The sequence below is a fragment of the Nostoc piscinale CENA21 genome, assembly GCF_001298445.1.
Taxonomy (GTDB): Bacteria; Cyanobacteriota; Cyanobacteriia; order Cyanobacteriales; family Nostocaceae; genus Nostoc_B; species Nostoc_B piscinale_A.
The window spans coordinates 3260114-3275334 of record NZ_CP012036.1 but is presented as its reverse complement, the minus strand read 5'-3'; the positions used below and the strand labels follow the sequence as shown (position 1 = coordinate 3275334).

Annotated in this window: 11 protein-coding genes and 2 pseudogenes; 8 read left to right on the top strand and 5 right to left on the bottom strand. The window is 39.2% G+C overall.

All coding sequences use genetic code 11. From position 1 onward, the window contains the following. The first annotated feature begins 36 nt into the window (after positions 1-36). Positions 37-2922 carry an excinuclease ABC subunit UvrA gene (gene uvrA / locus ACX27_RS14155; RefSeq protein WP_062293499.1) on the top strand — a complete coding sequence of 962 codons (2886 nt, stop codon included), beginning with the start codon at positions 37-39 and terminating at the stop codon, positions 2920-2922. 302 nt (positions 2923-3224) lie between these two features. Here uvrA and ACX27_RS14150 read toward each other — a convergent pair whose 3' ends face one another. Next, positions 3225-3770 (bottom strand): cytochrome C, encoded by a 546-nt coding sequence (locus ACX27_RS14150; protein WP_062293496.1) that lies wholly within the window; start codon positions 3768-3770, stop codon positions 3225-3227. Positions 3771-3986: 216 nt separating this feature from the next. Here ACX27_RS14150 and ACX27_RS14145 point away from each other — a divergent pair, with 216 nt between their 5' ends. From ACX27_RS14145 to ACX27_RS14125, 5 genes and pseudogenes are all read left to right on the top strand, one after another. After that, positions 3987-4424 carry an RrF2 family transcriptional regulator gene (locus ACX27_RS14145; RefSeq protein ID WP_062293493.1) on the top strand — a complete coding sequence of 146 codons (438 nt, stop codon included), beginning with the start codon at positions 3987-3989 and terminating at the stop codon, positions 4422-4424. Positions 4425-4519: 95 nt separating this feature from the next. After that, positions 4520-5481, top strand: a pseudogene (cysK, locus tag ACX27_RS14140) (cysteine synthase A). A 15-nt stretch (positions 5482-5496) separates the two neighbouring features. Further along, positions 5497-6186 (top strand): J domain-containing protein, encoded by a 690-nt coding sequence (locus ACX27_RS14135; RefSeq protein ID WP_062293490.1) that lies wholly within the window; start codon positions 5497-5499, stop codon positions 6184-6186. 491 nt (positions 6187-6677) lie between these two features. Continuing rightward, the gene (locus ACX27_RS14130) at positions 6678-8132 is read left to right on the top strand and encodes a calcium-binding protein (RefSeq protein WP_062293487.1); all 1455 of its coding nucleotides are present in this window, start codon (positions 6678-6680) and stop codon (positions 8130-8132) included. Positions 8133-8280: 148 nt separating this feature from the next. Next, positions 8281-9747 (top strand): diguanylate cyclase, encoded by a 1467-nt coding sequence (locus tag ACX27_RS14125; protein ID WP_062293484.1) that lies wholly within the window; start codon positions 8281-8283, stop codon positions 9745-9747. A 142-nt stretch (positions 9748-9889) separates the two neighbouring features. Here the strand turns inward: ACX27_RS14125 and ACX27_RS14120 are convergent, their stop codons facing one another. The 3 genes from ACX27_RS14120 to ACX27_RS14110 all read right to left on the bottom strand — a co-directional run bounded on the left by ACX27_RS14120 (position 9890) and on the right by ACX27_RS14110 (position 13528). Then, complete coding sequence (locus ACX27_RS14120) at positions 9890-11119, bottom strand: DUF4336 domain-containing protein (protein ID WP_062293481.1); 1230 nt, start codon at positions 11117-11119, stop codon at positions 9890-9892. A 120-nt stretch (positions 11120-11239) separates the two neighbouring features. Beyond that, positions 11240-12682: a cardiolipin synthase gene (gene cls / locus ACX27_RS14115; protein WP_062293478.1), complete on the bottom strand. Its 1443-nt coding sequence runs from the start codon at positions 12680-12682 to the stop codon at positions 11240-11242. A gap of 9 nt (positions 12683-12691) precedes the next feature. Then, on the bottom strand, positions 12692-13528 hold the full coding sequence (locus ACX27_RS14110; protein ID WP_062293475.1) for an endonuclease/exonuclease/phosphatase family protein: 837 nt from the start codon (positions 13526-13528) through the stop codon (positions 12692-12694). Between the two features lie 77 nt (positions 13529-13605). On the opposite strand from ACX27_RS14110, the gene ACX27_RS14105 reads away from it, so the two are divergent. Further along, a complete protein-coding gene (locus ACX27_RS14105; RefSeq protein WP_062293473.1) occupies positions 13606-14214 on the top strand; it encodes a hypothetical protein in 609 nt (202 codons plus the stop codon). A 91-nt stretch (positions 14215-14305) separates the two neighbouring features. Here the strand turns inward: ACX27_RS14105 and ACX27_RS35730 are convergent. Then, positions 14306-14641, bottom strand: a pseudogene (locus ACX27_RS35730) (DUF2887 domain-containing protein); the annotation flags it as partial. A gap of 54 nt (positions 14642-14695) precedes the next feature. On the opposite strand from ACX27_RS35730, the gene ACX27_RS14095 reads away from it, so the two are divergent. Continuing rightward, a complete protein-coding gene (locus ACX27_RS14095) occupies positions 14696-15196 on the top strand; it encodes a DUF1648 domain-containing protein (RefSeq protein WP_062293468.1) in 501 nt (166 codons plus the stop codon). Positions 15197-15221: the final 25 nt, after the last annotated feature.

Below are 15221 nucleotides of genomic sequence, written 5' to 3'. Positions count from 1 at the left end.
TGTTTCATACTGCCTCCCACTTATCAGCCTGCCAATATGTCAGATAACAAGTTAGCCGCTGCATCCCTCCTAAATGGACATCTTCCCCAAATTAACCAGAATAGCCAAAATACCATTAGGATTCGGGGTGCGAGGCAGCATAATCTGAAGAATATTGACTTGGAGTTGCCGCGCGATCGCCTGATAGTATTCACTGGTGTATCAGGTTCGGGTAAATCTTCGCTGGCCTTTGATACGATTTTTGCTGAGGGTCAACGGCGTTATGTGGAATCTCTCAGTGCTTACGCCAGACAATTTTTAGGACAGTTAAACAAGCCGGATGTGGAAGCCATTGAAGGTTTAAGTCCGGCGATATCGATTGACCAAAAATCTACCTCGCATAACCCCCGTTCCACTGTGGGGACGGTAACAGAAATTTACGACTATCTGCGGCTGTTGTTTGGTCGGGCTGGTGAACCCCATTGTCCGATATGCGATCGCTGTATTGCACCCCAAACTATCGATGAGATGGTAGACCGCATCATGGATTTACCAGACCGCACCAAGTTTCAAATTCTTGCGCCTGTGGTGCGGGGTAAAAAAGGGACACACCGCAAGCTGTTATCAAGTTTAGCTTCTCAAGGTTTTGTACGGGTACGAGTTGATGGCGAAGTGCGGGAACTGTCAGACTCGATTGAATTAGATAAAAATATTACCCACATAATTGAAGTCGTCATTGACCGTTTGGTAAAAAAAGACGGTATACAAGAGCGTTTAGTTGATTCTTTATCTACGTGTTTAAAGCAATCGGAAGGCATTGCAACTATCCTGGTCAGTCCGGCTACTGATAATCCAGAAGCAAAAGAAGAAGAATTGGTATTTTCGGAAAATTTCGCCTGTCCTGAACATGGCGCGGTGATGGAGGAGTTATCGCCACGGTTGTTTTCGTTCAATTCTCCCTACGGCGCGTGTCCGCACTGTCACGGTATCGGGACTTTAAGAAGATTTTCGGCGGAGTTAGTGATCCCTGATCCTGAAGCACCAGTATACGCTGCGATCGCGCCTTGGTCAGAAAAGGAAAATTCTTATTATTTGGAATTACTGTATAGTTTGGGTCAAGCTTACGGCTTTGAATTACAAACCAATTGGCATAAGTTGTCAGCAGAACAACAGCAAATTATTTTAAACGGCGAAGAGAATAACAAAGAAAATGCGAAAACTCAGTTTAAAGGTGTTTTGCCAATATTACAACGGCAATATGAAGGTGGTTCTGAGTTAATTAAACAAAAATTAGAACAATATTTAATCGACCAACCCTGTGAAGTTTGCGGTGGAAAACGCTTAAAACCCGAAGCCTTAGCCGTGAAGTTGGGACAATATGGAATTTTAGATTTAACAGGGGTATCAATTAGAGATTGTCGGGAGCGAGTTGAAAAGTTAAAATTAAGCGATCGTCAAATGCAAATTGCTGATTTAGTCTTGCGTGAAATCAAAGCTAGATTGCAATTTTTGTTAGATGTTGGCTTAGATTATCTCACCCTAGACCGTCCCGCCATGACTCTCTCTGGTGGGGAAGCGCAACGCATTCGCCTCGCCACACAAATCGGTTCTGGCTTAACAGGAGTTCTCTACGTTTTAGACGAACCAAGTATTGGTTTGCATCAACGAGATAACGGTAGATTGCTCAAAACTTTAATTAAATTACGCGATTTAGGCAATACATTAATTGTAGTTGAGCATGATGAAGAAACTATCCGCGCGGCTGACTATTTAGTTGATATTGGCCCCGGCGCAGGTATTCATGGCGGACATATAATTGCCCAAGGCGATTTACCAGCATTATTAACAGCAGAAAAATCATTAACAGGTGCATACTTATCAGGAAGAAAAGTTATTCAAACACCAGCTGAACGCCGCGAAGGTAATGGACGCAGTTTAATTATTAAAAATGCCCATCGTAATAACTTAAGAAATATCGATGTAGAAATTCCCCTCGGTAAACTTGTCGCCGTGACTGGTGTTTCTGGTTCGGGTAAATCTACTTTAATTAACGAATTACTTTACCCATCTCTACAACATCACCTCACCAAAAAAGTACCTTTACCGAAAGAATTAGAAAAAATTCAAGGCTTAAATGCAGTTGATAAAGCAATTGTAATTGATCAATCTCCTATCGGACGCACACCACGTTCTAACCCTGCAACTTACACAGGTGTTTTTGATGTAATTCGAGATGTTTTCTCGCAAACTGTCGAAGCTAAAGCCAGAGGTTACAAACCCGGACAATTTTCTTTTAACGTTAAAGGTGGACGTTGTGAAGCTTGCAGTGGGCAAGGTGTGAACGTCATTGAAATGAACTTTTTACCTGATGTATATGTACAGTGCGAAGTTTGTAAAGGTGCAAGATATAACCGTGACACTTTGCAAGTCAAATACAAAGATAAGTCTATTTCTGATGTTCTCAACATGACAGTTGAGGAAAGTTTAGACTTTTTCCAAAATATTCCGAAAGCGGTGACAAGACTACAAACATTAGTCGATGTTGGCTTGGGTTACGTCCAACTTGGACAACCCGCAACTACCTTATCTGGTGGCGAAGCACAGCGCGTTAAATTAGCCACAGAATTATCTCGTCGCGCCACTGGTAAGACACTTTATTTAATTGATGAACCCACAACGGGATTATCTTTTTATGATGTGCATAAATTATTAGATGTGTTGCAAAGACTGGTAGATAAAGGCAATTCAATTTTAGTAATTGAACACAATTTAGATGTAATTCGTTGCGCTGACTGGGTGATAGATTTGGGGCCAGAAGGCGGTGACAAAGGCGGCGAAGTCATTGCTTTCGGAACGCCGGAAGATGTAGCGAAGCATCCTCAGTCTTATACTGGGCAATATTTACAGCAGGTTTTAAAACAGTATCCAGCGATGAAACACTAGTTTAACCACCTACCCTATAGGTTTTTCTCGCGCAAAGGCGCAAAGGCGCAAAGGAAAAGTAGAAATTATGACTTTTTTTAGAAGTCTAATTTATTAGTGGAAATAATTTTATTGACAAAAAATACAGATAAAATATTACCTAATAAAATTTAACTAAGTGCGATCGCCTGACTTCATCTATACTAGCTGTGGCGACAAAAATCAGAAGATGTTCAAAACCCTGACAGTCTAGTTTAGGGGTGTATCTAAAACCCTTACACCCCACACCCTTACACTCTTACACCCATTTTTGGCAGTCCTGTTCAATTAGAATTTTCCCATTCGGCAGACAGGCGACGAAAATTAAATTCCTCGGCGCTGGGATGACAGCTAACACAACTACTGATTTGTAAGGGACGGGGTAAATCAACTTTGGGATGCAAAGCTTTGAATAAACGCGATTTATTCAATCGATAGGGTGTTTCTTCATCATTTCGTTGGCTGCGAGAGAAATTAGCCAGATATCGCCACACCACAATTCGCGGCGGATCAACTAATGGCTGGAGTTGTATACCATAGTGCTGGGAGTCTTCTAAAAGATTTTTCCAGGTTTGGGTAGGTAAAACCTGTGGCGGGATGGCTAGATGACATTTACCACAATTTTCGATGTATAGTTCTTGTCCTAGCTCGTATGCAGCCGGAACTACATCAACTGTGCCGATTTCTGAAGTAGGAGTCGCACTGTAAACACTACTTGCTGACGCAAATAGCCAACCCATCACCAGACTCCAAGCTACAATGACCAAAAATAAACCAAAAGGGCGGCGTTTTTTGAGTTGACGCGATTGGCGTTTGACAAGATTTGACATTCCTCACATCCCCAGAGACTTGTAGCTAATTATTGTGACTGATACGGTGTTGCTGATGTTGCGTCATATTGGATTTATTTAACTTCCCTCCTACCTTCTTCAACGTTAATCGCATTAATCCAAAAACCCCAGCAATGAACCGGAGTATACTAAAAGAAGTGTGAAAGATATATATTTCATACTTCATACCTCATACTTCAACTTTAATGACAGCCTGTGGAACTATCGTGTAAATCAGAATACGCAATTCTTGCCCTCATCGAAATGGCAACTCATTACGAAAACGGTGAACCGATGCAAATTCGGCAAATCGCAGCTCAACAAAACATACCCGATCGCTATTTAGAACAACTTCTGGCAACCTTGAGACGTGGGGGTATCATCAAGAGTCAACGCGGCTCTAAAGGTGGTTATCTGTTGTCGAAAGAACCTTGGAAAATTACGATATATGAAGTTTTAGAATGCTTAGAAGGTTTGGATGTACGTGTAAGCGAAGAAACTTCCAATGTCAAAAGTGTAGATAGTGCCGTTGTCGATGAAATCTGGCAAGAAGCCTGTTTAGCTGCAAATGCTGTTTTACAAAATTATACACTCCAGGATCTTTGTGAAAAAAGAGATGCCCGTAAACAGCTAGACATCATGTACTACATTTAGTTATTAGTCAATAGTCAATAGTCAATAGTCAATGGTCAACAGTTTTTACTCTTGACTGTGGACTTTTGACTATTGACTAATTACAAAGGAATATTATGCGAATTGCCCGTAACATTACAGAAATTATTGGTCGTACGCCCTTAGTACAGTTAAATCGCATTCCCCAGGCTGAGGGATGTGTAGCACAAATATTAGTCAAGCTAGAAAGTCTGAACCCATCAGCATCAGTCAAAGACCGCATTGGGATTAGCATGATTAATGCAGCCGAAGCCGAGGGATTGATTTCTCCCGGAAAGACTGTATTAGTAGAACCAACTTCTGGGAATACCGGAATCGCCCTAGCAATGGTAGCCGCAGCTAAGGGTTATCGCTTAATTTTGACAATGCCTGATACCATGAGTGGCGAACGACGGGCGATGTTACGCGCTTATGGCGCAGAATTAGAATTGACTCCGGGGCTTGAAGGTATGGGTGGTGCGATTCGCCGCGCCCAGGAAATAGTTAATACTACACCACACGCATATATGTTGCAGCAATTTCGCAATCCGGCGAATGCCAAAATTCATCGAGAAACAACCGCCGAAGAAATTTGGGAAGATACCGAGGGTCAGGTAGATATGATTGTTGCTGGAGTAGGTACAGGTGGTACGATTACTGGTGTAGCAGAAGTCCTAAAAGCACGGAAACCAAGTTTTCAGGCGATCGCAGTTGAACCAGCCAATAGCCCAGTTTTATCAGGCGGACAACCAGGGGCGCACAAAATCCAAGGAATTGCGCGGGGTTTGTGCCGCAAGTTTTAAAGATGAAGTTGATTGATGAAGTAATTACTGTGACTGATGAAGAAGCGATCGCTTATGGACGAAGGTTAGCTAGAGAAGAAGGTTTATTATCAGGAATTTCTAGTGGTGCGGCTTTATGCGCTGCAATTAAAGTTGCCCAACGCCCAGAAAACGCCGGACGCTTAATTGTGATGATTCAGCCCAGTTTTGGCGAAAGGTATTTAAGTACACCATTGTTCCAAGACCTGGAAGCAAAAATAACTACCAGTGTCAGCTAACAATTACTTAGACTAATGGTTAACTCCAAACACACTGAGAACCACTACGAAACTCTTAAAATTAATCGTAATGCCAGCCAAGCGGAGATAAAACAAGCTTATCGCCGCTTGGTAAAATTATTTCATCCTGACAGCAATCAAGAAACAGCCGATAAAGATGAAATTATCCGCATCAACGCTGCCTATGAAGTCTTAGGTGACAGTCAAAGTCGCCTTGACTATGACCAAAAATTGCAAGATGAATCTCAAAATCGCCAACAACGAGCAGCATCGGCGCAAAAACATTACCAAGCTACCAGGAAATCAGGGAAAAATGCTGATGAACAAGTTGAAGAATGGCTACGTTTAATTTATCAACCAGTTAACAGCGTTCTTGGTGAAGTGCTTGATTCCCTAGAAGAGCAAATTGAGCAATTAGCCGCCGATCCTTTTGATGATCAATTATTAGAAGAATTTCAGGAATATTTAGATACTTGTCGAGAAGAAATTAAGCAAGCTCAAGTTATTTTTCGCTCTTTGCCTAATCCCCCCAGTTTAGCCAGAACTGCGGCACATCTCTACTACAGCCTCAATCAAGTAGCCGATGGCATAGAAGAACTAGCATACTTCCCTATGAACTATGACGATCGCTATCTGCACACAGGTCAAGAAATGTTTCGCATAGCGACCAGATTATACTACGAAGCCCAAGATTCAGTGCATTAATAAAATTTAGTAACTTGATATTGATAGCTAAAGGAGAACAGTATGAATAATGCGATCGCTGCTAATACAACTTTAGCTGAAACATTACAATTTGATTTTATCCGTATTTACTGATATATACATAAATTTGTTTTTTAGTCTACTTACTTAAATTCAACAGTTGTTGATATTCAATTACCTAATGTAATATGTTTATTGTTTTATCAAAAGAATAAATCTCATCTCAAGCTTAAAATATCAACAGCTAAATTCAGGATTGCGGGTGAAAAATTGAGATAATTTTAAAAAATTGATTTGCATGGTTTATTTTTAGACATGATTTCTTTAGCAAAATAACCTTGAAATATAGAAGTTACTGATAAAAATAAATTTGTATTTATTGCTGATTTTATAAAACCTGAAATATAACTGAATTGATCATCAGTATTTTTTATAATTCTTCTTCAACCTTTATAGTCATCAATTTTTAGCTTACATAACCAAGAGCATTTATGAGTGACTTATTCAATCCTGGCCTGGGGTTGGCACAAAATCAACTGTCTGCTTTTTCTAGTTTAAATAACTTCTGGAACTTGTTTGATAGTGCTTTTGGTAAAGAATACAATCGTAGTATTACAAAAAATAGGCGATCGCAGTGGCAAAGCGGCGATTTTTTTCAATTGAGGCAAATTGAAGTCATTGATAGTAAAGTTCTGGGCAATATTAACGGAGCTTACGCCAGTGCTGTGGAAACATCAGATCCAGATGTACTCAATTTTAATATTACCTTTAATGATCCATCAGGAAAATTTTCTGCCTATTACTCTGCCATCAAATCTCATATATTAGCGGCTGGAGCTAGTTGGGACAAATATATTACAGGTAATGCCGACTTAGAAATTATTGTTAATTTTTCTAATCCCGAACCCACAGCGACAGGTAGAAGTTTAACTTCATCTTTTGTACATAAAAATGGCACTTTGTCAGTATATGAACCAGGTGCAATCTCAGAAATTCGCACAGGGGTTGATCCTAATGGTGCTACGCCTGACATTGAATTTAACTTTAATCCTGATTATCTAGTTAAAGAATTATGGTTTGACCCCGACCCAGTAACAAGAACTACATCTGTACCCATTAATAAAACAGATGCCGTTTCTTTATTACTTCATGAATTTGGCCATGTCTTTGGTTTTAACGCCTGGAAAGATAATTTTGATGGCACACTTTCAGGTAATTATCAATCTACATTTGATGAAAAAGTTGTTTTTGATGGCAGTAATTTTTTCTTTGTAGGAAAACAAGCAACTAGTGTTTATGGCTCTCCTGTACCTTTGACCTTTGGTAACATCACTCATGTAGGAAATGATGGTTCTAGACCAGGAGTTAATCTGATTAGAGATTTAATGAATGGTGTCAAATTTTATCGAGGATTTCGCTATAATATTTCTTCACTTAATGTTGCCATATTGAAAGATGTTGGTGTACCTATTATTGATGTCCCAATAGTTGGGCTGAGTAGTGCCAACCAAACAATATTTGAAGGTACGGGAGTGGATAATCAACTGTCTGGTGGCGATCATAATGACAACCTCAACGGTCGAGATGGCAATGGCACTCTAGTTGGTGGTAATGATATAGTGGTTAGCGGTGTGGGTAGCGATCGCCTAACTGGTGGTACTGGTAGTAAAAAATTCGTCTTTTCCAGTCAGGGTGAGGGTATTGATCCTATTACAGATTTCAACAGTGTCGATGATTTTTTAGCAGTACAAACTCTCTTGACTCATTTGAATTACACAGGTATTGATCCCATTGCTGATGGTTATATTCGAGGCATACAATCTGAGTCAAGTACTTTGATTCAATTTGACATTGATGGCTTAAATGGCAACTCAATTTTTAGCACTTTAGCCACAATCAGCAACTTCATTGCTAGTAACTTCAGCTTAAATAACTTGATTTTTTAATGTAGTAATCAGCTAATTTGCTTTGAGGTAACAATGCCCAGACTACGTATATTTTCATAGGACAGTACTTGTTTTAGTCATAGCTGAATTTACTTGTTAAACTTTAAGTTAACTATATACTGTTATCGGTTACTAAAGTTTAAAATTAATGAATGAACAAACGAAAGCAATTCGAGTTGCTTGGTGTAGTTCAATAGATTTACCTGAATCAACAAATATGCCCCTCAATTTTGAGTGGATTACGGTTGATAGTTCCAGCTTATTTGAGCAAGATTTTGACGTTATTGTACTCGACTTTAGCGTTGTTGAAAGCCTAGATAAAGTCAGACATCTGTATACTACTGTTGGGAAACCGACAGTATTATTAGTAGATACGATTGATCAAGAATCGGCTGCGCTTAGTTGGTTAGAAGCAGAAGATGAAACCTGTCAATATGATGCAATTAATCAGCAAATTGGTCTACGTTTACAGCGCAGTTTTTGGCACAATCAACAAAAGCATTTATTTAATCTTGATAAATTAACAGGAATTGCTAATTTTCGTAAATTTAATGATTATGCAATCAATCTTTTAACATCTAATGAAGATATTGAGCCGATATCTTTGATTTATTTAGATATTGACCGTTTTAAGTTTATTAACGATCGCTATGGTCACATTACAGGAGATCAGATATTACAAGAGATTGGACAAATTCTGCAAAAGTACTCATTAGGTGCAGGAATTGTGGCGCGGACAGGCGGTGATAAATTTGCTATTTGTATGCGTGGGAGTATTGAGCAAGGGAAAGCCTTTGCAGAGTTTCTCAGAACTCAAATCGAAACTCATGAATTTAACCCCAATGCTATGTCTTCTGTGCGTCTCACTGCTTCCTTTGGTGTGGTTTCGATGTTAGGACATGCTTCGATTGAGCAATTATGGCAAGAAATTAATCAATGTATATATGCAGCCAAGCAAAAAGGGCGTAATCAAGTTGTCACTTCTGAAGAATTTGATGCGATCGCCGATGCTTCGGGACAAGATAAACTCATAACTGATTTTGAGCATCGCATTCGTGTCACCGCAGAACGGATGATTAGTGAAATGGTGCTGAAAGCCAGTCGATTAGCCAATAAATACCGCGTCGAAGCCGAACTTGATGGTTTGACGGAAGTATTTAATCGTCGCTATCTCGATAGATTACTGGCGCGTGAAATCGAAAAAGCTCATAAATATCAGCAACAACTCACAATCTTACTTTTAGATTTAGATCATTTTGGTGCAGTCAATCGCACCTATGGTTTTCCCACAGGTGACCAAGCTTTAAAAACTGCTGCACAAGTATTTAAAACTCATATCAGAGCGGGAGATTGGGTGACACGCTACGGTGGAGAAGAATTTTGTATTGTTATGTCTAACACTGACCTGAATACAGGATGTCAGATAGCCGAACGAATTCGCCTCGCTCTGAGTGAGGAAATTATTACAGCCTACAATGGTCAACAGTTCCAACTCACCACCAGTATTGGGGTTGTTGAACTTATGGATGAAAATGACCTTGTTTCTTTTTTACAGCGTGCCAGCGATAAAGTGAGAGAAGCGAAGAAAAATGGGCGTAATCGCATTTGTTTTTGATAGGAAAGTATTGAGTTTTATTAGGCAAGGTAGACAAGGTAGAGGGGGTAGAAACATTACTCCCTTGTCCTCCTTGTCTCCCTTATCCCCAAATAATTCCATAATTCCTCTAATTAAAAGTCTCTAATAACCAAAGACAACCTCAAATTTTCTCCTTCGCTGGCGGGACAATACCAGTTTGATTTAAACCTGCATCAATATCACGGAGAAGTTTAAAATCATCCTCTGGTAAAGGATAACTACTACTGTTAAACAAGCCTGCACTTGCAACTGGTTGCTTTTCTAAAAAAGAGAATGCTTGGCGAAATTGCTGCGGTTGGGCTTTAATTGGTGCATCAAAATGACAGGGAATAATCCACTGAAAATCCCAACTAGCAACTTTATCAGCCCAATCCAGTGTTTCTCTGGGTGCGCGGTTGAGAATGAGAGCTTGCAAAACGGGCGCGACAAATAAACGCCCATCGCCGCGCAAGGCCTGAAATGACCTTTGCCAGTTATTTTGCCATTTAAAGGGAAATAAACCAAAATAAGCTTTGCGGGAACGTTCTGGGGCTTTAAGGGCATCGCGGAAGACTTCGCCCCAGGCGGGTACATCTAAAACGCTGGGTTGAAAGTATAAAGCAAATAAAGTGATGCGTTGCCATCCTTTGCAGCGGTTAGCTTGATTATCAGCAACAACATCAGAACCTTTTTCTTTGGCGTGGAAGAGTAAAGGATAAGGGTCGAGTTGAACGATCGCAGGTGGTTCTTCTGGTATAGATACTACTGCATCTGTGACTAATAAAGTGTGCGATCGCTTGTGCAGAAATGCCACTTCTGTAAACTTACCTGGGCCTAAATCAATCGTTTTCAAAATTGCATAGTCAAACTCATCACCAAAAGGCGCTTGACTACTATATTCTGGCAATACTTGAGTGCGTTTTCCAGGTAAACCCAACCAACTCAAGGGTAAATTTAGCGGGAAACTCCATTGATTTGGGGCGACAAATACCTGTGCATTGGCAAAGCATCTGGCGAAGGGGCCGACGAAAACCTTATGTTCAATACCAGAAATAGTTGGCAAAATAATATATTTCACATCACCATGTTCTGCAACTAACTCCTGCATCATTTGCAGACATTCTTTTGTTGGTGCGACAGGCGCATAAACCAATAAACCACCAGCATCTAGTCTGACAACTGTCATCCGAATCGGCACAACAACATAAAAAATGCCTTGCAATTGGTCAAAAGTCCAGATGGTGTCTTTGATGACTTCTTTGCGAATTGTCCGCCGTCTGCTATATGGGTAAAGTGGCACAATCGGCCAGAATGGCCAAGAAATATCTTGTGGATGAATTTGTTCTGTTACTACACGTTCATCAAAAGCCACCCTGAAACCCCTCCGAGAATTCCCAATACTTAAGTTTATTCTTTCTCTCCGAAGTTGGAGTTGAGCAAATTCTGAGTCTCATACAGAAACGCACAGACGCAAAGAGATTATGAAATGAGTTTACAACAAGGGGGTGAGTAAACGAGAGATTCTCACAGCTAACTTGAACCACAAAGGTTTTCTATCATATTCAGCAAAATCTACAGTGACAGCAGCCGCTAAATCGGTTTTTAGCATTTTCTCAACGCTCTTGACAAATTGAGCATTGATCATAAAACTCATAACTTCAAAGTTGAGAAAGAATGAGCGATTATCCAAGTTAACTGTGCCTACTCCTGCTAAATCATTGTCAATGAGGATAATTTTTTGGTGCATAAACCCATGTTTGTAGCGATAAAACTTGATATTTATGGGCTTCATTTCGTTGTAATAAGAAAAGGAACAAAGATAAACAAATAAGTGATCTGGTCGGTTTGGTAAAATAATGCGGACATCCACACCGCGCATTGCTGCTAACTTTAAGGCTGTGAGGGTAGAATCATCTGGAACAAAATAAGGAGTCGCTATCCACAGACGAGTTTGGGCTTGATTGATAGCATTCACGAAAAAAAGTTGACAAGCTTTGTGTTTGTCGGCAGGGCCTGTGGGTAAAATTAATGCTGTTTGGTTGGCTTCCCAGTTGGGTTGCACTTGCCAATTAACATCGATAACTTTACGATTTGCCCAATACCAATCTTGCAAAAAAGAACTTTGTAGACTTTGAACTGTCGGCCCTTGCAATTTTAGATGGGTGTCGCGCCAAGGACTGAGACGGCGATTTTTACCGACGTAATCATTACCAATATTTAAACCCCCAGTAAATGCAATTTCACCATCGACTACTAAAATTTTGCGATGGTTGCGAAAGTTAAGCTGGAAACGATTACCTCTACCTTTGGTGGTATGAAATGCACTGACTTGAATAAAATTTTGGCGTAGAGAGTTGATATAAGTGCGCGGTAATTTATTAGAACCAATTTCATCGTAGAGAAAATAAACCCGAATGCCTTGCTGTGCTTTTGCAATTAAAGCTGCTTGAAATTCATGACCTGATTCATCGTCATCAACGATGTAAGATTGCAGCAAAATATAGTTTTTGGCAGAGGCGATCGCACTTAACATCGCTGGATATGTTTGCTGTCCATCAATGAGTAATTCTGCCGCATTTCCCGATGTAAAAGAAATGCCTGTAAATGTTGCTGCTAATAGTTCTAGTGATTTTAATCTTTCTGGAACTGCAACTTGAAATTTAGTAATTTCACTATATGCTTGGCGAACTAATTTTTGATGTTCCGAAAAGACTGAACGTAAAGCTTCGGCATAGCCATGAAATTTAGTTCTGCCTAAAATCCAGTATAAAGGCAGCGCCAGCCAGGGAAATGTAACTAACGAAATACTCCAGGCGATCGCACCACGGGAAGAACGTACAGTCATTACCGCATGGGCAGCATGGGCAATTCCCAAGGCATGAACAACAACGGTAGCTGCACTAAAAAAAGTGAGGATGCTAATGTCTACAAGCATCTTTATTTCTTACATATCGACATAACTAAATTCTGCCAGCAATGGCTTGTGATCGGATGAATTAATTTCGTCTAAAACTTTGGCACTAGCTGACCTTTCAGTTAATCCTCGATAAAAAATATAATCTAGGGGGGGTGACAAAAGGAACCTTTTAATCTTTTTACTTTCATGTGGTGCAAATTCTACCGACTGTAACCCTAATTTAGTTACAGCTTTATCTAAAAGTATGGCTCTTTGACGGTTCCAAGTATTGAAATCACCAGCAAAAATAATCGGCCCGTGATGTGTAGATAATGCTAACTCTATTTCTTGTAATTGAGTTTTAAACTTGCTTAAATCTACAAAATTAATTAAGTGACTATTAATAGTTAACAGTGTTTTGTGCTGGTGAGATAAAGAATATTCTGTAATTAATGAAACCTTGGGCGTGTTTACTAAAGGTTCATAGTGTTTAGTAACTATAGCTTTTTTGCTGAGAGGACTGATATTAGCTGCTGTTAAAATTCCTGAGTAAGTTTGATGATGGGTATCAATAAAATTAGGCGCATAAGCCCAACTCAATTTATTAAACCCAATAATTTGTTCCACGCCTACACCCATTCTGACCTCTTGGCAGAAGATTAAATCAGGTTGGTGCTGTCGCAGAATGCGATAAAAATCTTTAAACCAAGTTTTTTCAAAGTTATTTTTAGCAATATTCCAGGTTAAAACCTTAATTGAGTGAGGCTTTAGTTCTGTTTGCAGTTCATGACTGTTACCAAGTGTAGATTCGTGGGTGCGAATGAATCGATAAGAGGGAACAAACTGTCTGGCGAAAGTAGCAATATTTTCTTTGAACTCAGACATGACTCAATTTAGCTAAACTTTATCTATGTTAAATTATTTCCTAGTTACTGATGTTTAAGCTAACAAGTTCGATTAATATGGCATTTAGTAATTATAAAAGTATTAGTACAGTCATCAAGAAATTTCAAATCAAATATATCCAGTCTAATTTTATGCTGGAATTAGATTTTCCTGTTCCCCAATCTTTTCAAGAAGAGTTGGATTTACTCTTTATAGATGGAGTTATAGATAATTCTGAAGATGCTATTTGTGAAAATTTAATCTATCCAGTTCTAAAAGAAGTTTGGAAACATTACCGTAGTAAATTAACACTTTGGAGCCATGAAACATTGACTTATGACGAAGATTTATCAGGTATTCCAGATTATACAGTTACCCAGCGCAATCCTCTAGGAACAATTGTATTTGATAAACCATATTTTTTGACAGTAGAAGCTAAACAAGACAAATTTGAAGAAGGTTGGGGACAGTGTTTAGCTGAAATGATTGCAGTCCAAAGAATTAACGATGATTTTGTCAGCGACATTTTTGGAATTGTGACTAATGGCAAAATCTGGCAATTTGGCAAGTTGACTGCTGATGTGTTTACTAGGAATAAAGATTTGTATGTTATTCAATACCTAGATAAATTGTTTGCGGCGGTTAATTATATTTTTCAACAGTGTGAATTGAAAACAGGGCGATGAAAAGTGCTGAGTACTAAGAATGATAAAAACAAAGCCTGCCTTTGCAGGCTAATTGTATGCTTATTAGCTATATTATAGGAGCGATCGCCAGCTATGAACTCTCCTGTACAGCCACCCGCACAGACTCTACATCAACCTTCAGTTGTTGAGCAATTTGTTCTATACTCATTCCTGTTTTTAGTAACAGAGGTACGGCCGCTTTCAAAATTTCAGCTTTCTGTTCTTCTCTACCCTTAGCTTTTGCTTCTTGATAAACTCTTGTTTCTTCTAAAGTTAGTCCCAGCATAGCTTCTACTTCCTCTCTACTCAAAGACGCAAACTTGTAAACAGCTATTGTCGTAATAATATCGATGATTTCAGTTTTCGTCAGTGTATCTGTTAATTCTAATTCTACTCTCTAAATTAATTGCTTGGCTTGCTCTGCCATTTACTTGTTTGACAAGATAGATTAGAACTGAATTACGTTCAAAAAGGTAATAATATGAGTCGTCATAGACCTGGTTTAGTAATTCCTCAATCTTCTTCAGATCAAATACTAAACTGGATTGCGATCGCCGGAATTGCCGGATTATTTGGTCTTGCAGTTTACACTTGGTTTGCGTTACCAGAAACTATACCCATTCATTTTGGATTTGATGGCAAAGTTAATGGTTGGGGGAGTAAAAAAATTATTTGGTTGTTACCAATTTTAAGTTTAGTAACTTATAGCTTTTTAACATTTATTAGTCGTTACCCACATACATTTAACTATGCAGTTACTATCACTGAAGTAAATGCTTTGCGGCAATATCAAATTGCTTGCTCGATGCTAAATTGGTTAAAAACTGAGATGGTTTACCTATCTGCATATATTGAATGGCAAATTTACCATCTAGCAACTACAGCCAATCCCTCTTTAGGTATCTGGTTTTTGCCTGGATTAATTATTATCATATTCGGCACGATTGGATATTGGTTAAGGCAATCGTTCCTGGCGAGATGAGATTTAGGGACAAGGCAGATAAGGG